Source organism: Paenibacillus sp. UNC451MF (assembly GCF_000686845.1).
In the GTDB taxonomy this organism is placed as follows: domain Bacteria; phylum Bacillota; class Bacilli; order Paenibacillales; family NBRC-103111; genus Paenibacillus_S.
Map to the genome: position 1 here is coordinate 45856 of NZ_JMLS01000029.1, position 21165 is coordinate 67020.

At 46.7% G+C, this 21165-nt stretch carries 19 protein-coding genes; 17 read left to right on the forward strand and 2 right to left on the reverse strand.

The window, feature by feature from the left end; all coding sequences use genetic code 11:
- Positions 1–53 precede the first annotated feature (53 nt).
- Complete coding sequence (locus BP97_RS0125635; RefSeq protein ID WP_028551685.1) at positions 54–2093, reverse strand: bifunctional diguanylate cyclase/phosphodiesterase; 2040 nt, start codon at positions 2091–2093, stop codon at positions 54–56.
- Between the two features lie 235 nt (positions 2094–2328).
- Between BP97_RS0125635 and BP97_RS0125640 the strand changes: the two genes are divergently transcribed.
- The 9 genes from BP97_RS0125640 (at position 2329) to BP97_RS0125685 (ending at position 9829) form a co-directional block, all read left to right on the forward strand.
- A complete protein-coding gene (locus tag BP97_RS0125640) occupies positions 2329–3480 on the forward strand; it encodes a response regulator (protein WP_028551686.1) in 1152 nt (383 codons plus the stop codon).
- Positions 3481–3615: 135 nt separating this feature from the next.
- On the forward strand, positions 3616–3975 hold the full coding sequence (locus tag BP97_RS0125645; protein ID WP_028551687.1) for a response regulator: 360 nt from the start codon (positions 3616–3618) through the stop codon (positions 3973–3975).
- Positions 3976–4023: 48 nt separating this feature from the next.
- Complete coding sequence (locus tag BP97_RS0125650) at positions 4024–4479, forward strand: hypothetical protein (RefSeq protein ID WP_028551688.1); 456 nt, start codon at positions 4024–4026, stop codon at positions 4477–4479.
- Between the two features lie 89 nt (positions 4480–4568).
- Complete coding sequence (locus tag BP97_RS39105) at positions 4569–5132, forward strand: RNA polymerase sigma factor (protein ID WP_028551689.1); 564 nt, start codon at positions 4569–4571, stop codon at positions 5130–5132.
- Between the two features lie 148 nt (positions 5133–5280).
- Positions 5281–5778 carry a hypothetical protein gene (locus tag BP97_RS0125660; RefSeq protein ID WP_028551690.1) on the forward strand — a complete coding sequence of 166 codons (498 nt, stop codon included), beginning with the start codon at positions 5281–5283 and terminating at the stop codon, positions 5776–5778.
- Between the two features lie 345 nt (positions 5779–6123).
- A complete protein-coding gene (locus tag BP97_RS37415; protein ID WP_051620964.1) occupies positions 6124–6780 on the forward strand; it encodes a sporulation initiation factor Spo0A C-terminal domain-containing protein in 657 nt (218 codons plus the stop codon).
- A 274-nt stretch (positions 6781–7054) separates the two neighbouring features.
- Complete coding sequence (gene hisD / locus BP97_RS37420; protein ID WP_051620965.1) at positions 7055–8371, forward strand: histidinol dehydrogenase; 1317 nt, start codon at positions 7055–7057, stop codon at positions 8369–8371.
- 234 nt (positions 8372–8605) lie between these two features.
- Positions 8606–9238: a TraX family protein gene (locus BP97_RS0125680; protein ID WP_028551691.1), complete on the forward strand. Its 633-nt coding sequence runs from the start codon at positions 8606–8608 to the stop codon at positions 9236–9238.
- Positions 9239–9463: 225 nt separating this feature from the next.
- Positions 9464–9829, forward strand: coding sequence for a hypothetical protein (locus BP97_RS0125685; RefSeq protein WP_028551692.1), 366 nt, complete (start codon positions 9464–9466; stop codon positions 9827–9829).
- 476 nt (positions 9830–10305) lie between these two features.
- Here BP97_RS0125685 and BP97_RS0125700 read toward each other — a convergent pair whose 3' ends face one another.
- Complete coding sequence (locus tag BP97_RS0125700) at positions 10306–12636, reverse strand: PEP/pyruvate-binding domain-containing protein (protein WP_028551693.1); 2331 nt, start codon at positions 12634–12636, stop codon at positions 10306–10308.
- A gap of 308 nt (positions 12637–12944) precedes the next feature.
- Between BP97_RS0125700 and BP97_RS0125705 the strand changes: the two genes are divergently transcribed.
- The 8 genes from BP97_RS0125705 to BP97_RS0125740 all read left to right on the forward strand — a co-directional run bounded on the left by BP97_RS0125705 (position 12945) and on the right by BP97_RS0125740 (position 21152).
- Positions 12945–13649 (forward strand): FadR/GntR family transcriptional regulator, encoded by a 705-nt coding sequence (locus tag BP97_RS0125705; protein ID WP_028551694.1) that lies wholly within the window; start codon positions 12945–12947, stop codon positions 13647–13649.
- Between the two features lie 192 nt (positions 13650–13841).
- Positions 13842–15215 (forward strand): acyclic terpene utilization AtuA family protein, encoded by a 1374-nt coding sequence (locus tag BP97_RS0125710; RefSeq protein WP_028551695.1) that lies wholly within the window; start codon positions 13842–13844, stop codon positions 15213–15215.
- The gene (locus tag BP97_RS0125715; RefSeq protein WP_028551696.1) at positions 15212–15523 is read left to right on the forward strand and encodes a DUF4387 domain-containing protein; all 312 of its coding nucleotides are present in this window, start codon (positions 15212–15214) and stop codon (positions 15521–15523) included. The genes BP97_RS0125710 and BP97_RS0125715 overlap by 4 nt, the downstream gene beginning before the upstream one ends.
- Positions 15520–16422 (forward strand): AraC family transcriptional regulator, encoded by a 903-nt coding sequence (locus BP97_RS37425; protein WP_081824363.1) that lies wholly within the window; start codon positions 15520–15522, stop codon positions 16420–16422. Before BP97_RS0125715 ends, BP97_RS37425 begins: the two co-directional genes overlap by 4 nt.
- Before the next feature lie 192 nt (positions 16423–16614).
- Positions 16615–17499, forward strand: coding sequence for an ABC transporter permease (locus BP97_RS0125725; protein WP_051620966.1), 885 nt, complete (start codon positions 16615–16617; stop codon positions 17497–17499).
- Positions 17500–17514: 15 nt separating this feature from the next.
- On the forward strand, positions 17515–18399 hold the full coding sequence (locus tag BP97_RS0125730; RefSeq protein ID WP_028551698.1) for a carbohydrate ABC transporter permease: 885 nt from the start codon (positions 17515–17517) through the stop codon (positions 18397–18399).
- Positions 18400–18433: 34 nt separating this feature from the next.
- Positions 18434–19888 carry an extracellular solute-binding protein gene (locus tag BP97_RS0125735; RefSeq protein ID WP_028551699.1) on the forward strand — a complete coding sequence of 485 codons (1455 nt, stop codon included), beginning with the start codon at positions 18434–18436 and terminating at the stop codon, positions 19886–19888.
- 103 nt (positions 19889–19991) lie between these two features.
- Positions 19992–21152, forward strand: coding sequence for an ADP-ribosylglycohydrolase family protein (locus BP97_RS0125740; RefSeq protein WP_028551700.1), 1161 nt, complete (start codon positions 19992–19994; stop codon positions 21150–21152).
- The last annotated feature ends 13 nt before the right edge of the window (positions 21153–21165 follow it).

The window sequence follows — 21165 nt, forward strand, 5'->3', positions numbered from 1 at the left end:
GCGAATTCACTGCGTGGTCGGTTTTTTGGTACATGTATGTATGAGATCTACTCTTACTGTAAAGATTTCGCTTGGCCGGAGATCGAACAGTTCTTCATTTGTAACCATGCCTCTATCTCTTCACGGGCCATCGGCTTGCTGTAATAATAGCCTTGTATGACTTTACAGCCTAATTCCTTGAGCAGCTCGAGGTGCTCCTTACTCTCTACTCCCTCAGCTATGACATCCAGCTGTAAGCTTTCGGCCATTAGTATGATGGCATTAATAATGGCTCTTTTACTCGGAGTATGCAGGTCGTTGGTGAACAGCCTGTCCAGCTTCAGTGCGTCGATGGGGATTTGATCCAACAGCCCGATAGACGAATATCCGGTACCAAAATCATCCATCGACACCCGTACACCCAAGTCGCGAACAAGCTTTAATTGTCTCACGATATCATTCACATCATAGAGAATCATGGATTCTGTTATTTCAAGCTCCAGCAAATGCGGGGTTGCACCTGTTTTTGACAATACGGATTGAATCATCTCCAGCAAGCTGTCACTTTTGAATAGCCGAATGGATACATTGACAGATAGCGGTTGACGGATCCCTTTCTGCTGCAGGATGACGCATTGTCGGCAAGCCTCTTCTAAGACCCAGCGTGTCATAGGGATGATTAAGCCGGTCTCCTCGGCTATGGGGATGAATTCAATCGGCGAGACGACGCCTAAGCGCGGGTGATTCCAACGAACAAGCGCCTCAAAGCCATAAGGCTGGTTGGTTGCAACATTCCATTTGGGCTGATAGACGACGAAGAATTCCTGATGGTCAAACGCTCTGCGCAGGTCTTTCTCGAGCTCCATTCGGCGTACGGCAGCATGACCTATTTCTTCGTTGTAGACGAAGTATTGATTTTTGCCCAGACCTTTGGCTTTATACATAGCGGTATCGGCCTTCTTGAGTAGAATCGAACGGTCCTTATGTTCAATCGGTCCGATGCCGATTCCTATGCTTGCGGTTATATACAGCTCGTTGGCCTCGAGATAGTAGGGCATTTTAATGCTGTGGAGTATTTGGTCGGCCAGCAGCTCGCATTGCTCTTGATGGCAGTTCCGGACAATGACGAGAAACTCATCCCCGCCGATCCGGAAAACCTGCTGTCGAGCTGATATGAAGCTCCTCAGGCGGATTCCCATCTCTTGAATGAGTCTATCTCCGATAGGATGTCCCAGCGTATCATTAATGACTTTGAATTGGTCCAGATCCAGAAACAATACTCCGAGGCTATCTTCTCCCATATAAGTATCGAAGAAGCGGTTCATTTCATTACGATTAGGCAGACCGGTTATCGAATCGGTGTAAGCCATCTTTTCTAGCACATGCCGGTCCAAAAGAACTGTTACCCAGGATACAAGCAAAATAACGCAGACACTCAAGGTGACTCCACCTAGCAACAGAGGATCTACACTCAACAAGCCATTGTCGATAACCGGATCCAAATAGCGGGAATCTCCCCGGAATACAGCGGCCTTCATTCCCGTATAATGCATGCCGCAAACAGCGATACCCATGACGATGGCGGATAACCATTTGTGTGCGCAGGAAGCGGGATAATCCCGGAAGCGAAGCAACAATAATAAGGCTACATAGGATACGACTAAAGCGATCAGAGCAGACAATATCCAGTAAAAAAGGTCATATTCCAGCTCAAGCGGCATTCGCATGGCAGCCATACCAGTATAGTGCATGACAATAATATCGCTTCCCATAAAAAAACCGCCTAGGGCGATCTTGTTCAAGCTTCGGTTTTTAGGTATGGTAGTATAGAAGGCTACAAATGCAGCTGCGACACTGGCAGCCATAGATAATAGAGTCAAAGTGGTATCGTAATTGACCTGAACGTGCAGATGAAAACCAAGCATACCGATAAAATGCATGGACCAAATGCCGCTTCCCATTACAAGCGCTCCTGAAAATAACCAGAACCACTGTACTTTACCTTTTGCAAGAGAAAGCTTGGACATCATATTGAATGCCGAATAAGAGGCAAGAATAGCTATGGCTATAGAGAGTGCTACGATATGGTAGTTATAGTATCCTTCGACTGGCATGACAACCACTCCTTACGAATCGATAAAGGCCTTAGATGACATGGAGAGTGAAGCCGTGGAATGGAGCGATACGATGAAACCCAAGCACACTAAAGCCGTTATATATTAAAATAGTATTGTACCTTTTTATACTAAACAATTTCTGAACATGTACATTTCATAAAAGTCAGACTGTATATCCAACGACAACGATAAGGAAATGGAACAGGCTCCACAAGGAGGTAAGAGGATAACGATGAAGGCTATGCTGGTGGATGATGAACGGCTTGCTTTAATGCAGCTGGATAAGTTACTGAAGGAAATACCAGGAATTGAAATCATCGGGACTTATTTGGAACCGAGTCAAGCTATTGAGGCGGTAGGTACGCTGCAGCCCGATGTAGTATTCTTGGACATCCATATGCCGGAGATATATGGTCTGAAGGCCGCTGAGCTTATGCAGGAGGCATGCCCGTCGGTGGAAATTGTGTTCGTCACCGCATATGACGAATATGCCGTCCAAGCCTTTGAATTGAATGCGTTGGATTATGTAATGAAGCCTATACAGAGGGAGCGCCTGGTCAGAACCGTTCAGCGGCTACAACAATCCTTAGTTGACAATCCCAAGCAAGCGGTTCAAAGCAGTTCCTTGCTCATTCGATGCCTGCAGACGATGCAGATCGAATTGCCCGGCAATGAGCCTGTCACGCTGAAATGGCGTACAGCCAAAGCGCAGGAGCTGTTCGCCTTTTTACTCCATCATAGAGGACAGCTGGTTCGTAAAGGAGACCTGTTCGAAATGTTGTGGCCGGATTTTCCATTGGAAAAAGCGACGACGCATTTGTATACGACAATATACCAGGTTCGTCAGGACTTAAAGCGGATGGGAGCGGATATCGAAATCCGCAGCTTGAGTATCAAAGAAGGATATGTGCTGGATGCCTCCAGAGTGCGTATCGATGTGGAGGAATGGGAGCAGGCCCTTCGTCGATTGGGTGTTGTAACGGCTGATAATCTGCATGAGCAACAACAGCTTGTGGATAGGTATTCGGGGGATTATCTGGCCGACTGCGATTATTTATGGGCCGAGAACGAGCGTCAGCGTCTGCGGACACTATGGCTGCAGCAGGTGCTGCTGCTGGGGGATTATTATACCCGGCAAGGGATGATCTCCGAAGCGATGCGGGTCTATCATCGGATGCAGCAGCAGTATCCGTACTATGAGGAGAGCTATTTTGCTTTAATGCAGCTGTACAGCATCTTAAATGAGCGGACAGCAGTGGAAGAGCAGTACAAGCAGCTTACCTCGATAATGCAGGAGCTGGACGTTCTTCCTAACGAGAAAATTGTTATATGGTATGAGCAGTGGAAAGGGTTTGGCGCAAGCTTAGCTAGGCCGGCTCAATAAAAATATAAAATAAGGCAGCACTCGTTAAGGGTGTCTGTCTTTTTTATTGGCGAACGCTCACCATTTGTTCAATTTTTGTTCAGGGCGATTTGATTAAATAAAAGTAAACATGTAGTGGAAGGGCGAGGTAGACAGATGACAGCAGTTATGGTTGTGGATGATACGGCATTTATGAGAATGGTCATGCGCGGAATACTGGAGGATATGGGGATGAGCGTGGTGGCGGAAGCCCGTAATGGGAGGGAAGCTGTGGAGCTGTACGATAAGGTGAAGCCTGACTTGGTCACTATGGACATTACGATGCCCGAGATGGACGGCATTGAGGCCTTAAAGGAAATTAAAGGGCGCCATCCCAAGGCGAAGATCATTATGTGCTCCGCTATGGGCCAAAGAGACATGGTGCTTGAAGCGATCCGAAGCGGGGCGGCTGACTTCGTTGTTAAACCTATTCAGAGAGATCGTATTGAAGAAGCTGTCGGTAAAATCATTATGTAGCACTTAGAATTTGAGCTGGAGATAGACTATAGATTCGGGGTGAAGCACATGACCGGAAGAGATTCCATCAATCCCAGTTCCGTTCAAGCTGCCGTGTTTGTAGATGGGATAAGGGCTGCTCTGAAGGAAGACCCGCTGTTTTTTGTCTTCAAGTACCATATCTCCTTGATTCGTGAGCTGACAGAGGGACTTGATGATGAGCTCGGAAACGAACTCATTAAGGAGTGCGTATCCATCATTCAGGAAGCTTGTCAAGATAACGTGAAATGCCCGAAATGCCGGGATACTCTAAATTTCAGGCACTGTCAAAACCCCGGTACGGAGCAAAAAATAGTTCATGTCGTCGAGCTGGCCTGTACAAGGTGCGGTGATGTATTTACATTAGCTGAAAACCGGGATCGGATATCTTACTTTCATCCTCGCTTTTATAAAAATAGAGCCAATGGACGCAAGGAAGGACGCAGGCTGTCTCCCTCCCCAAGCCCATCCCAAAATATTTTTTGAAACGAATAAGATTCTCTCTTCGTAATGACATGATATAGTAGAGGTATTATTTTCCTCTTTTTAAAGCATAGGGAAGGGATGGGTCCAGCATGGATTTGCGTCGGCTTCATCACTGCATCTTACATCAGCAGTTAGATGATGCAGAGGTGGTCACCTTTGTTAAAGACTGGCTGCCGAGGGTCGTAGAACATCAAGCCAGGCAAGAGGCAATCGGACAATATCGGTCCATGGGAAGGAGTGATTACGAGGAAATAACAGATAAAGTACGAGATCTTGTTTTTCAGAAAATCGAATGCATCGAGCCGGACAAGCTCCGGGCGTGGATCTGCCAAGCGGCGAGTTTTGTCACCAAGAATCATTTAAGGAAAAGGCGGCCGATCTTATACGGTACCGTAGAGGATGGAATTCTGAACCTGACAGTCCAAGTGGATAGGTCCATTCTGACCGAGACGCAGCAGGATAGGATGGAAGAGGCTATTCGCCTTTTGCCGTTGCAGCAGAGAAAAGCATTTATTATGAAATACATAGAAGGCTATTCCGCTAGAGAAATAGCAGAGATACTTCAAAGTAATGAGAACCAGGTTAATCAATGGTGCTTCAAAGCGAGGAAAAACTTAAACGAAAGGTTAGCGCAAACATTTCAAAGAGCATAAGCCATCCTAATTTATTAATAACAACTAAACTTAGAAAAATATCAGACGGGCAGGTTAGAACAAAGGAAATAAGTTTTAACCTGTTCCAGATGATTTATATAAATATGACTATAGAATTAGATAATTTAATATTTTGGAGAGTTGATGTATGAATAAATTAAAATCAAATAACATCGATTCCGTTAGCTGCTTTCATTATTTTTTAGAAGATGAAAAAGATGAGGATTTACCTGAGTTTCATAGACTTGAATCCTATACCTTGGATTGTATATTGCTTATTCAGTTTGCATTAGAAGATCAAAATATTAATATAAATGAACTTTCAAATCATTTAGAAATATTAGAAGACTCTATTTATCAATTATTAAATAATTCAATTATGCCGTGGGAATTACCTGAATCCTCATTTATTAGATTAGTTCAATATTTACATTTAGAAGTTAATGAAGTCATAGAAGGATTAAAACTATTAAATATTCCGTCTGCGCCTATTCCATGGAATCAATTAAAAGATGTTCAAGTTCAATTTAAACAAGCTGCGGGAATGAAATTACAAGAACCTTTATCTCCTTATGCCCGAAATTATAGAGAACAACATGTGAAAAGAAGAGATCGACTTATTCAAGAGCTTCAATTATTGAGATAAATGGGAAGAGAAAGCCACTGTATTCAGTGGTTTTCTTTATGTTGATATTAAGATTTAAATAAATAAAAGACATTAATAATTAGAAATATTGAAGATGATTAGATATCAAAGGAGAGGAAGCAGGGATGTTCGCCGTATTTTATGGAAAAAAAAGATTGACCCGGATAGGGTCTGAATATGAGGCTCGAATGGAGTTGTTTCGGCTCCAGGATTACTTCCTGAACCTGAAGATCAAAGAGTGTACACGCAGACATTTATGATGTTCCAAAGTCCACCTTTATTGGTGGTATTTTCTATTTAGATCCAGGAAATGATAAAGATTGCACATAGAGAAGAGGCAGAAGAGTGAGTGTTAAGATAGAAGAAGCATTATTAAAAGAATTGAAAATGTTAACGAACAAAGTGTACGAGGTTGAAGCGAACCAGCGCAATATGATGAAGCTGCTTGTTGAAATGAACGATAAATGGTCTCAAATAGGGGCGTCTCAACCATCTCAACATACTCAAGTATCTCAACCATTGCGTCCATCCGAATCACCAAAAATAAACGCCATGGCTTCGGAAATTCAAGGATTAAAGTTCGCTCTTAGCAATTTGGATAATAGCCCCAAGCCGACCATTTCACGTGCAAGCCTTGATCCAGAGTCTATAGATGAAGAAAAAAGGGTTATTCGACTACTGGATTTTTTATGTGTTCCGGACCATATAAAAGGGTTCCAGTATTTAAAAGACGCGATTCTAATAGTTATAAACGATCCAGATGCTACCTCGGCGATAACTCGATCCGTTTATCCGGTCATTGCTGAGAAATATCGAACGACGCCAAGCCGCGTGGAGCGGGCTATTCGTCATGCCGTGGATGTATGCTGGGGGCGGGTAGATAAAGAAGCCATTAGGGAAGTTTTTGGGAACACGAGTATATTGAAAAAGTCTGTGCCGACCAACCTGGATCTTATAACGATGTCAGCAAATTGGTGCAAAATAATGAAGATGAAGCAGTAAATGAGGTAACTATTTACAAAAAATAGGTGACCCGTTATAATAAACAAAAATGGCTGAGGAGGATCATCATAATGAACTATAATCTTTGCACTTATATGATTGAATCCTACAGTCATCATCATAGTTAAGCGTTTGTAATACGGATCAATGAGTCCGTAGGTACAAGCGCTTATTGGCGTTATACCTACGGACTTGAAACATAAGAGTCATGTGGGTATTTTTTTATCCCGCATGGCTCTTTTTTGTTTACCACATTATTGGAGGTCGATTACAGATGGAGAAGATTATGTATTCAATACCGCAGGACAACGAGCTGCTTACAAGGAGGCTTGCACCGCACAAAACGCTTTTTAGCCGGGAAGTATTAACCGGGGTGCTGCAAATTTTTGACGAGGTAGCGGCTCAGGGGGATGAAGCAGTCCGCAGTCTGACGCTGAAGTTTGACGACACAGTATTAGAACAGCTAGTGCTTACTCAAGACTATGTTAATGAGTGCATCGCTTCCTTAGCTCCTTCTTTACGTGCAGCGGTGGAACATGCCTTACGCAATGTGCGGGAAGTCAATCTTGCCTTACTCCCCCAATCGTGGGAGCAAGAGATCAGGCCGGGAACGATCGTTGGTGAAAAGGTGACTCCGCTGGATCGGGTTGGTATATGGATACCGGCAAGGAAGGGGCCGCTCGTGTCCACTTCTATTATGCTGGTCGCCGCGGCGAAAGCAGCGGGTGTTCCTGAGATAGTAGTCGGAATGCCTCCGCTAAAGGACGGTTCAGCAGATCCCGGGACTGTAGCGGCCGCGAAGCTTGTAGGTGCTGATCGATTTGTCATAGGTAACGGCGTAGCCGTCATTGCAGCCTTTGCTCAAGGGACGGAATCCATTCCGGAGATGGATGGCATCTTTGGCCCTGGGCCAGGCGGCATTGCAGCGGCTATGAGCATAGGTATGACCTATGGCAAAAAGAGCGCGTTAGGCATCGGTCCCACGGAAAGTGTGATTGTGGCTGATGAGACGGCTGATCCTCTGCAAACTGCCCATGATCTCATCAACGAAGCAGAGCATGGCCCTGATTCCACTTCGATTCTGATGACAACTTCTGTAGACTTCGCTGCCCAAGTAGAGAGGCTGCTCTGGAAATGTATTGAAGAGGTCGTGGGAATAAGGAAGACCTATTTGGACCAAGTGTTTGGCCCCGAGGGGAAAGGAGCTATTATTGTTGCATCGGATATCGAACAGGCTTGTGAATTTATTAATGGTTTTGCCCCGGAGCATTTAATGATTGTTTGTGAAGAAGAGCAGGAGAAGAGGGTAATGGAGCTGGTACGTCATGCAGGGGAAATTCTGATCGGCGGCAGTACGCCGTTCTCTGCTGCCAACTATGGGATAGGCATTACGGCCGTGCTGCCTACGAATCATTTTGCCAAAGCGTTTTCAGGGGTGACTTCTAGAGATATGGTGAAGGTTTCGACAATAGGGAGGCTGAGCCAAGAGGCACTGCAAAGCCTGTATCCGATTATTCAAGAAATGGGGGCTTACGAGCAGCTTCCTTGTCACGTAAGGGCGGCTGAAGTCAGGGTTGCTGAATGCGAGTGAACTAGGGACGGCTAATCAGAAAAAGCAAGGAAGACGTGAAGTAACCCATTATTCAACAATTTTGGAGAATGGAAGAAGGGCTCGGTACCCTTTTTGGAATGGAGTACTAACCGTCTGTTGATAGCATGAAGTTAGCTGAAGTAAACGGATTGATGTTGCCCTCGAGCCACTGTACAGATGCCCTATCGGCAGTATATTCTTAATATAGGACGCTCTTGGAGGGAGGAACCCTTGATGCAGCTTATTGCCATGCTGACCATGCTCATCGACCACATCGGTTTGGTGTTCTTTCAAGATCAAGCGATATGGAGGATGGTCGGTCGGATTGCTTTTCCCATCTATGCCTACTTTATTGTCGTTGGATATACGCGTACAAGGAATTTAAAGCTGTATATGGTTCGGCTTTTCATCATCGCTCTACTTTCCCAAGTTCCCTTCATGCTGGCATTAGGTGCAAGAGGAGTGAATGCGGTAGGAACCCTGCTGATGTGCGTGATCATCTTATATCTCATCGAAAATACGGCAAAATCCGTCTGGCTCCCCGCGGTAATTGCTATGTCGGTGGCTATGGAGGCCCTCAGCTTCGATTACGGTTTGTACGGCGTATTGCTGGTGCTGATCTATAAGTATACGAAAAGTCATTACATGGTACTATGTCATTTCGCTTTGAATGTTTTGTTTCTTTTTCTCAAGGGTTGGGTGATCGAGGCCTATAGCATCATCACAACGGTAGCCATTGTGTATGCTCCGACCGTATGGAAGCAGGTTGAAAGCATTCGGATGCCTAGATGGTTATGGAGGAGCTTTTATCCGGTTCACTTGACGGCTATCGCGATTCTTGAATTTATGCTGTCCTTGAAACCATAAAGATTGTACTATTTCTAAAGCCGACGCGGGCACTGATGCCTGGTCGGTTTTTTGCTGTAGGCGGGAATTGGCATCGTTAAGAAACTAATAAGAATTCACCTTACAATCTGTTAAGTTTTGGAAGGTATACTGGTACCATAGCACATGAACGGCAAGATATGAGTAAGTGAGCGTTTGTGAATTCGAACAGGGCTATACCATTCCAAAAAGTAAGGGGTAATGATAATGAAACGATGGTTGGTTTGTCTAATCTTGCTGGGCCTATTCATACTGGCAGGCTGTTCACGACCCATTGAATTTAACGGAAAAAGCGAGTTCTGGAACGTCGATTGTTCAGTTGATCCGTCTGCTAATGTAAAGTCTTATGCTATCAAGAATATCGGTATAGAAGGTCAGCCTATATCGAAAGTTTATTATGCTTTTGAGAACAGCAAAAATTTCAACAGTGAAGGGAGGAGTGATTCACAATCAACCAACCTCACTATAACAGGAAAATCAACGCTCGATAAGCCATATGCGGATGAAACCAGCTTTACTCTTCGTATCCAATGGGATGGGAAAGAAGAGAAGATTGCTGTGGTGAAAAAATAGCTTGGCCTATACTCCAAGAACACACAGCCGATTAGCACCTTGATAGTTAGGTCGAATCGGCTTCATTACTATGCCCATTTTTGCTGATGTAGGGGTTTAAAGCCGCGTTGTTTTTTAAAGATTTGGAACTGCTAAGAAGCAAGTAGGGGGAGGTATAGGAGCTTGATGAAATTAACCGATTTTTCGATGAAGAACGTGTCGGCTGTCTTTATTATTATGCTGCTGACGATCGGGGGAGTTATTCCGCGACCGCGCTCAAAGTAGAAAGTATGCCTATGTTTCTTTTCCCAATCTTATTATCATAACGGATTATACGGCTCCTCCCAACATACTATACTTCCGGGCTTTGAAGGCATCCGAGGTATGGATCATATTGATTCCTATGGAAATCAGGAAGTTGTGCTCACCATCAAGCTGGATGCTTGGGCAATTAGCAGTTATGGTTTAAATGAGGATGGGCTGCTTATGGATACAAGCTAATCTTTTTTTGTGACAACTCCCATACTGCCATTTACAACGACGATATCACCTGTTTTAAATTCCGTTGTGGCGTTACCGCACCCTACAACAGCAGGGATGCCAAATTCCCTTGCAACTATTGCGGCGTGGGACAAAGGAGCGCCCAAATCCGTGACTATCGCGGCGGCTTTTGGGAAAAGCGGCGTCCAGCCGATATTTGTAAGAGGGGTAACCAATATTTCCCCTTTTTGAAATTCGGCTGCTTGCTCAAAGCTGTGCAGGACGCGGACTTTTCCCTCCACCGTTCCGGGTGCGCCCGCGAAGCCTTTTACCGCACTACCGCTTATCGCCGGCATTTGATTATTGGGGTCATAATATAATTGGCTTCTTCCTGGTGAGTTAATCCACTCCCGCGGATTGAATCGACCCCTGATCCACTGCGGGAAAACTGGCAAGCTTTGATACTCCTCAAAATTTGCGCGACGCAAGGGCAGCTTATCTATCATTGAAACATCGCCCTGCAAAAATTTCGGAACCTCAAAGCAGTACATCATGAACACATCTTCACCAATTCCCGTGACCTCTCCGATTTTTAGAAGCAAATGCCTCATGACCCGAAATACCTTTATAAACTCGTTTCGGAGAGATTCGCGGGTATTTGCATCTCTCGAAACAGTTTCAAGCTTTTTCTCCAACCATTTTTGCTTGTTCGGATATTTCCGCGCGAAGTGCCGCTTCGCTTTTTCAAACTCCGCCTGCTGTTTTTTCAAAAGTGCGGTCGGGTCAATGTCTAGATTCCGGTATTCTTTGATCTGATGATCTATATAATCAGGGTCGTCGGCGGGGTAGGGGTAATAGACGTCAAACTCATGAGGGCTTCTGTGGCCATATAACTCAATGTATTTTTCTCGGGTTAAAGAGCCGGTTATAACCTGTCCTATACCCAGAACCGGCTGCATGCTGACAAGCACTCCGCTGCCACTGAAATTTGAACACAAAAGGTTGGCCTGCTCCTCCCCGACAAGGTTAACAAGTTTCTTCCTCAGCGTGGTCAACGTCGTGCTGCCCGCGCCGCCGAACCAGATATACCATAACGCGGATAAAAACGGCCGCACATCGGATGTCCAAAGGTTATGCAGATCCTGCTTAGAATGTACGCTTTCAATTTTTTTAAGGGTCTGGACATACCACACGGGGGTATGTTCCAAATAATAGGCTTTTTGCTTTTTTGAGTCGTTTATGCGTTTGAGATTTTTTTTCGAGCGGATAAACATTTCTTTAAACAATTCAAATGCCTTGAACGGGTACATAGGTACTTCGATATTTTCCGGCATTTGGCCGAATACATCGCCTATCAGTTTCTTAACCCGCGGTACGTTGAATCCGTAGACCTTGAGCGAGGAAAAGATTAAGCTTACGTTCGTATACGTCCTACCGCAAATGTTTCCGAACATATAGTATCCCGGCACCTTCTGGCATTCCAGGTCCATTTCCCGAAGCAGGCTCCAGGTGAACGGGCTCATAACATCAGGCACCGCCTCACCCACGTTGTTGCTGGTCCACAGCGCGTCGGTATCAAGGCTTTGGTTGATTTCATAGGTATCGAGATTGATCGTCTCAAGGGTTGTAATCGGGCGCGCCTGAACGATATAGAGTGTGCGGTCCTTTATGACCCATTCTATATCCATTTTTCGCCCAAAAATATCCTCAATCCTTATCGCGGCTTTGTGCATCGCTTTCGCGTAAGGCTCAAACGCCTTGTCGCCCTTATATTTCGTACCGATTCTCGATAGGGTAAAAGGAAAGGCGTTGTTTTCGCCTGACACAAGCTGCTCGCCCGCACCGAACACAAAGTTACCAACCATATTAACGTGGCTGCCCATAATCGGGTCGGCGGAAAACAATACGCCGGATATCTCCGTTTGTATCATGATTTGAACAACGACTGCGATTTTATGTTCTTTATCGGCACCATGCGCCTTGCTGTATTCACTCACCCGCTCTGAGGAGACGGAGGCGGCGACCGTGGCTATCGCACCGTACACATCTGCTTTTGGCACATCCAGCACAGACTCAAATTCGCCGGCATATGAGGTTTTAGCGCTGTCTTCGGAGAGAGCGGAGGAGCGTACCGCCAAAGGCACATCTGGCAGCAGGATTAAACATTTGTCAATATCAGCTTTTGCCTCCGGTTTCAACGTATTATTCTCAAATGCAGAAGATAAAATGACAAACCCATCCGGAACAAGAAGCCCCGCCTGGTACATCCTGCAAAGAGACGCACCCTTCCCGCCCGCAAAAGCAAACGATTCATCGGTCGCTTCGCGAAAATTGTATGCGTAATTCATTTTTATCTATCCTCTCTATAAAATACAAAGCTCAGCGCTCGTTATTTTCTTAATAATCTTACCCCTTTTGAAGGAGTGACCAATCGATCAGCTTTACTATAATTTATGCTGCCATGTGGTCAATATACAAGTTGAGTTTCCTTGTGTTCGAGTCTCAACTCAGGATCAAGCAAGCTCAATATCTGCCTACTATTTCGACTGTAAAAATATTCTTGACACATCCACCCATAGTGATTACTATGAAGTTGTGGATAATTGGGTGATCCAATTATCCTGTGAGTCATCACGACATAGAAAGGTTTATGACAATGACGATTAAGAAGATCAAATATCATCGGGTGTACGAGGATGTCATTGAGCAGATCGAAAGCTTAATTCTTGAGGGCAACCTGGCTCCAGGCGATGTGCTGCCTACGGAGAGGGAGCTGGCTCAAGCGTTCGGCATTAGCAGAGGGACTCTGCGAGAAGCATTCCGCATATTGGAGAGAGAAGGGCTGATCGAGACCCGTCCCGGCGGTGGCCGTTACCTTAGCAAAAATCTCAGCAAAGCGGAAGATCAGAAACGAATTATCGAGAATATCGAGCGGGCTACGATTATCGAACTGTTGGAAGCTCGGGAAATATTCGAGACCGGTATTGTGGAGCTGGCGGCGAAGCGGGCGACCGAGCAAGATATTCAGGAAATTGAAAGCGCTCTTGAAAGATGGGGAACCATCGACAGCGACTCAGACGATCCAATGAGTCCTGATCAGGCGTTTCATCTATCCATTGCCAAGGCTACGCATAACGTGGTTCTGGTGAATCTGATTGAGCTGCATATGGATCTTTTGCAAAAGACAGCAACGAAGACCGTCGACATTCCAGGCCGCAAAACGGAAGTATATAAAGAGCATTTCCAAATTCTCCAGGCCATTAAAGAGAAAGACCCTCAGAAGGCGAAGGAAGCGCTCCTGTACCATATCAGCCAAGTGAAGCAAAATATTATGTTGAATAAAGTGGGATCAAACGGATGAAACGCATCCTTTTGATAACTTAATTGGATCACCCAATTATCCAAATCTAATTCTTAAAGTGATAAATAGAAGCTTCAGTAAGAGACTTCACTCATTACAGCTTCTTCCAAACGATTTGCAATCGGTTACAAATTAGCGAGCTGTTAAATAACAGCACCAATAAGACGACGCTTGGACAAGTGGAGGGTGCATATGACAAAACAACAATTCAAGATACTAGCCCCCTGCGGCATGCTAGGGTACGGTTTTCCCAAAGCGTCCTTCATGAAAGGCATGGCTCATGAGCCGGATGCAATCGTAGTAGACGCCGGTTCTACCGACGCAGGGCCTCATAAATTAGGCGCAGGCACGGCGATTGTAAGCAGGCAAGCCTGCAAGAAGGACTTGGAGATTATCATCACCGAAGGCGTTAAGGCAGGCATCCCGGTCATCATCGGGTCGGCTGGAGGAAGCGGGGCGAAGGTCCATGTGGAATGGACGCAGTCGATCATCATGGAGATCCTGCAAGATCATGGGATCGGCGGAGTCAAGCTCGCCACCATATGGGCAGATATCCCTCATGAAGTGGTGGAAGCGAAGCTGCAAGCAGGCGAATGCGAGCCGCTAGGCTTGACGGTTGCCCTGCTGACGCAGGAAAGGCTGGAAGCGACAAGCCGCATCGTCGCCCAGATGGGCCATGAACCGATCATCGAAGCTCTCGCAGCGGGCACGGATATCATCGTCTGCGGACGTGCTTATGATCCATCGCCTTTTGCAGCGGTCGCTATGTTCCGCGGGTTCGATACGGCGCTTGCGTACCACCTGGGCAAAATCCTGGAGTGCGCCGCCTTATCGGCAGAGCCGGGGACGACCAAGGACAGCATGCTCGGCACACTCAAGCAGGATTCCTTCATCGTCCAGCCTTTGAGCGATGCCCGCAAATGTACGGCCGTATCGGTGGCTGCCCATACGTTCTACGAGAAGGATCACCCGTACATTTTGCACGGACCCGGGATGGTGCTTAATCTCGAGCAGTGTACTTTCACCGAGCTTGGAGACGGAAGCGTTGAAGTCACTGGAAGCCGAATCGAAGAAACGCCGGTGTACAAGATCAAGCTGGAAGGCGCCATGAAGGTGGCTTACCGGACGTTCGTCGTCGCAGGTGTGCGCGATCCGCTGCTGATCTCCCGCATCGAAGAAGTGGAAGAGCTGGTGAAACAGCAGGTACGAGATTATTACAGTGAAGTTGCGCCAGAAGATTACAGCATTCATTTTATCAATTATGGATTGAACGGTGTATTAGGCGAGCTGGAGCCACAGCGTGTCCCTGCTCATGAGTTGGGCGTTGTATTCGAAGTCGTGGCGAAGACGCAGGAGCTGGCGAATGCTATCTGCAGCTCAGTGAGATCGACCTTCCTGCATTACGGCTATGAAGGTCGTAAAGCGACAGCTGGCAATCTGGCGTTTCCTTTTGCCCCGAGTGATGTGCCGTTCGGCGCCGTGTACGAATTTTCCGTCTATCACTTGATGGAGGTCTCTGATGGGCTGGAGATGTTCCCAATCGAATATACCGAGGTGCAGCCATGAAGCTATATGACGCAGCAGCCGTTTTACGCAGCAAGAACAGCGGGCCTTTTGAAATCACGGTCGATGTGCTGTTCACCGATCCTGCGATCTACTACAGAGTCAAGGAGCTTGAGCTGATTAATAAAGAGCTCGTATCCCGGCTCTACAGCATTCCGGAAGAGAGCATTACGCATATCGTGTTTTTTGATCAGGCGCTTGGGTTCAAGATTACGTTCTCCCGCAAAGTGTCGTCAGGTACGTTCCTCGACCGCGACGTCTACGGAGCCCAGCAGCATGCGCCGTTAATGGAACTGGAAGTGAACCTATGAACGAGGCAGCGGGTCCATCTGTTAGCCCGAGCGCTGTCGCACCTGGATTTATAGTGAAGCGAGATTATAACTTCAATAAAAATGTTCCCATTCATATTTCACGCTGGATGCCAAGTATCTTTCTTGAGCCATTCCATTGGCACACTTCTTTTGAGGTTGGATATTGCCTTGAGGGAAAGGGACTCTTTTACTTTGAGGACAAGAGGTATGAGATCAATACAGGCGATGTGTTCGTTGTTAGTCATATGGAAAAGCATCGGGCGCAATCCGACCCCTTGAAGCCATGCCAGTTTCACTTTTTAAAATTTGATGGTTCTTTGATAGATGGAGGGGAGAATGAGTTATTGGCCCCGTTTTTTATGAAGTCAAAGTATTTCGTGAATAAAATCAATGGAAATCTGCAAGCAGCTGCACAGATCGGAGCCCTTCTTCGAGACATTTGGAATGAAATCCAGGAGCAGGATCGGGCGTACACGAGCATGATTCGAGGATTGTTGATGCAAGTATGCACCTACCTTTTTCGCCATTATGCCAAAGAAATTCCAGTGGAAGAGTGGAACCGCTCGTTACAGGCCTATAAGAAATTGCAGCCGGCTCTCGGGTTGATTCACCATCAATATCATGAAAATATTCAGCTTAAGGAGATGGCTGCAAGTTTATCCTTGAGCACCTCACGGGCTTATCATTTATTTAAAGAAACGATGGGAGAAGGCTTTAAAGAATATTTAACCAAAATCCGCATTCACGAGTCGAAAAAGAAATTGAGCGATCCCAATGTATCGATTACCGAGGTGTATCTGTCTTGCGGCTTTCAAGGCCATGCTTCATTCTATAGGTCCTTTAAACAAATTGTAGGAATGACCCCTAAAGAATTCAGAAAATACATGATCACTTCGTAAGAATAGCTATTTTTGAGAAGAAATGAAGTGAATTGAAGAGGACTCATCCCTTAGAATTCATTACAATTTAATGTGTAGAAATACTGCATAACTATTTACTATTAAGCGCTTTCATGTTGAGCGTTAAGGCAGCTTAACAATCAACTTAGAATTTACTAGACAAGAGGTGAGAGTGAACAAGTGTACACTACAATGAAGCGAATGTGGGCAGATAAAATCCTGTATTTCATGCTGCTACCCTGCATCGTTTATTTCGTTCTTTTTCATGTGTGGCCCATTATCGGCATGAAGCTGGCCTTCTACGATTATCGCATTCTCGGCGATCACGAGTACGTGGGACTCAAATATTTTAAGGAGCTGTTCAGTACTCCGGTCTTCGCCAATGTTTTGCAAAACACATTAATTATTAGCGCCATGAAAATGTTCCTTATTTTCCCTATCCCGATTTTGTTCGCCTTGATGCTGAACGAGTTCGCCAACGGGAAATTCCGTAAAGCGGTACAGGTCGTGTCGTATTTGCCGCATTTTTTATCGTGGGTCGTTATTGCAGGCATTTGGTTTGAATTTCTGTCTCCCTCGACCGGGGCGGTCAATGAATTCGTGAAGGCGCTCGGTATGCCGGCCAAAGATTTTCTGACGGACAAAGACAGCATCCGCTGGGTACTGTTAGCAAGTGAAGCTTGGCGCAGTATCGGTTGGGATTCCATTATTTTCCTTGCAGCCATAATGGGCGTTAGCCCAAGTCTGTACGAAGCTGCTTATGTCGATGGAGCAAGCCGTTGGCATATTGTAACACGAATTGTGCTTCCGCATTTGTACGTGCCGATGGTGACCATTTTTATTCTGAATGTCGGCTTCATTATGAACGCTGGACTGGATCAGGTGCTTAACTTCACGAATGATTCCGTCAACAGCCACATCGATATTATCGATACGTACGTATATCGCGTCGGTCTGATCAACGGGCAATATTCGTTTGCGACGGCAGCCAACCTGTTCAAAAGCATGATCGGCGTCGTGCTCGTGCTGTCCACGCATTTTATCTCGAAGAAATTAACCTCAAAAGGCGCATGGTAAGGAGGTGGATGTATCATGCTGGAAAGAAGACTTACCGTATCCAAAGTGATGATAGCGCTTATATTAACGCTGATTACTTTAACAATGTTTGTACCGATCATGAACTTGCTTGCGAGAGCCTTATCTCACCCTACCAAGGTGTATCTACTTCATGGGTATGAAATATGGCCGAGGGGCCTCTCCTTCATTAACTTTCAAGTCGTTCTCAGCAATCCGATTGTCGGAAAAGCGCTGCTTAATTCGGTGTTCATTACGGTGGTCGGCACGTGCTTGAGCATCTTTTTTACAACGCTTGCCGCCTATGTATTGACCCGCAAAAATCTGGCTTTCAAAACGCCGATCATGATCTTCCTCATCATCATTATGATTTTCGAACCGGGGATCGTGCAGGAATACATGGTTATCAAGGACCTGCATTTGCTGGATAGTCTGTGGGCGATGGTGCTGTACCGGATGATTAACGTCTATTACTTGATCATCATGATGCGGTTTCTGGAGGAAATTCCGGATTCCTTGATCGAAGCAGCCAAAATCGACGGAGCGGGTCATATGACCTTGTTCATAAGAATCGTCATGCCGCTTGCGCGTATTCCGCTATTAACGATTGGGATGTTCTATGCGATTGCGAAGTGGAACGAGTTTTTCAAATCAAGTATTTTTCTGTCCAGCCGTGACAATACAGTGCTTCAGGTGCTCCTTAGACAATTCGTCGTCGAACGGGACACAACAAGCCTAGTCGGCGCAACCGATCTGCTGAAGAACAACAATATTGCCCAGCTCGATTTCTCGTCGTTGAAAGCGGCTACAATCATCGTTGCCATGGTTCCGATTCTCATGCTGTATCCGATCATTCTGAAGTATTACACCAAAGGGGTCATGGATGGCGGCGTCAAAGAATAATTCATATCCAATGAAAATGGGGAGGAAAACAGAAATGAAAAAAATGTTCACCCTAATGGCAGCCGGCTTAATGGTGGTAACGACCGCTTGCAGCTCTAGCGATACGAAGGCTCCAGCCGATTCGGCACAAGGCTCATCCGATAAGCCTGTGACGATTACCATTGTCGATAAAGATCTAACCCCGGACGATAAACTGCTTAGAGGCATTGAAGAAGGCATGAAGGCCGAAGGGAAAAATGTGAAGCTGCAGATCGTTCCGGTACAGAGCGGCACCTACTCCGAGAAGCTGGGCCTGCTGCTGCAAAGCGGCAACATTCCGGACTTGATCTACTTCCAGGGCGGAGATTACCAATTCGCGGTCACGCAGAAGATTCTTGAGGATTTGACGCCTTACATCGAGAAATCTACCCATGTGAAAGCCTCAATGAACCCATACAACAAGGAAAGAATGAAGAACTATCCGTATCTCGTCTGGCTGTCCCCGATCAGCAACTCGGTTCCGGTGGTCCGTCAGGATTGGCTGAACAAAACGGCTACGGGCAAGGATTTGCTGGCGAATCCGACCATCGACAACTACTATAACTTCCTCAAGGAAGTGAAGGACAAGAACGGCGCCAAGTTCGCCTATACGACGGCAGGCACCTTGGATGAGCTCGATGCGACCTTCGGTCAAGCATTCGGCTTAACGTCGACATGGATCAAAGGCTCGGACGGCAAGTATGCGTTTGGCAAAACGACCTCGTTCGAGAAAGACAAACTGGAATTTTACGCGAAGCTGTATAAAGATGGTTTGCTCGATCCAGAGTTCTTAACGAAGAAATGGGATACGAAGGAAAAAGCGTTCTACGACGGTCAAGCAGCCGTCATCGCAGGTACGCAGGGCAAGGTTATCGATATCTACAATACAAAAGCTATGTCCCAAAACGGCGCGAACGCGAAGCTTACGCCGCTTCCGCCAGCCAAAGGCAAAGGTCAAGGCTATATGCCTGTTGACGTGAGCAAGGAAAGCCGCGGCTTCGCTATTGGCAAAACGTCCAAGAACAAAGATATGGCCTTCGCTGTACTGGAGTTCCTGGCTAGTCCCAAAGGACAAATGCTCGATAAGCTCGGCGTAGAGGGCGAGCAGTACAAGATTGTAGACAACAAAATCAAATTAACGGATAAATTCGCTGAATGGTATGCGCGCTTTGTGGAATCGACCGTGAACTTCAAACCGGACAAAGAATTCGATCCGTCGACACCTTACTTGTCCGAACCGGCTACCAAGTCGCTGGAGATGATGGCTTCGATGTCCAGCAAGGACAACAGCTTCATCATCCCTGCCGAGCTGGCTACCAAGTGGGATGCCTGCAACGCGTTGTATAAGGAATTCGCCGCGAACGTCGTCACAGGCAAGAAATCGATCGCCGATTTCGATAAATTCGTCCAAGATTGGAACGCCGCAGGCGGTAAGGAAATGACGGAGTACGCCAATAAAACGATCAAGTAAAACGGTTGGCATGCTTAGAAGTGGTAAGGCGGAATCAGATAAAAAGCTGTGGAGTGTGGGGCTTTCGGCTTCGCACTCCCTGTATGGAGGGGAGAGCAGGTTCATGATTTCTTTTGCGGATAGGGTAAAAGGAGTAGTCTTCGGTACCGCCTTCGGCGATGCGATGGGGGCGGTCGTGGAGAAAATGACCCATACCCAGATCAAAGAAAAATACGACCGGATCGAAACGGTCAGAACGAAGTGGTGGAAGGCAGATTGGCCGGAAACATCAAGGCTCGGCAGAATGAGAGGGCAGGGCATCGTGACGGACGATACGCTAATGACGCTTGCGCTGATGAACGTGTACTGCACAGAGCGCCGTCATCTGGACGCGTATGACATGGCTAATGAATTTGTCAAAGAAATCGGCTTCCGCCAAAGATATATTCCGGAATTTGGACGAGAAGCGCTCATTCTGGATCGATTGTTTTATCCTGAAAAGCATATTTTCAACCGCCATGTGCTGGCGAACTGCGAGCCGCGTGAGGGTGGCTACGGCAATATGGTCAACTGCGGAGCGGCAATGTACATTGCTCCTATAGGAATAGTGAATGCGTGCAATCCGAAGGCGGCTTACGATGAAGCGATCCTGTTCGCCTCCGGCCATCAGCTGAGCTATGGGCTGGAAGCGGCGGGAGTGCTGGCGGCCTGCGTCGCTAAGGCATTCGAGCCTGGAGTGAGCGTCCAAGATATCGTGGACACGGCGCTTCGCTATGCGAAGGACGGGACGAAGCAGGCGATTCAAGACGTTTGCACGAAGGCATTGGAGCTGCGAACCGAGAAGCAGGACCGGAGCAAGGTCGTACAGGCTTTGCACGAGGCGATAGCCCCGTACTCTCCGATGGGCGACGATGTCAACCGCAGCATCGACAAGCTCGGCATCCCATCAAACCATTACACGCCGAGTCGACTGTTCTCGATCGAGGAGCTGCCGCTGGCGCTCGCCTACATCGTGCTTCACGACGGCGATCTGCTCGAAGCTGTAAAAGATGGCGTCAGCTCCGGCCGCGACACGGACTCCATCGGTGTCATGATCGGCGCGATTCTGGGAGCGATGCAGGGTGTGCAGACGATTCCGGCTGATGAAATCGCTGCCCTAGAGGAAGCGAACAAGCAGGACTTTGAAACGCAATGCAACCGATTCATCGAAGCGGCTTCGGCCATCATTCAAGAAGATATCCAATTCAGCCAGCGCAGACAACAGCTGCTCGGCTCAATACAATAAAGGCGGTGGACTC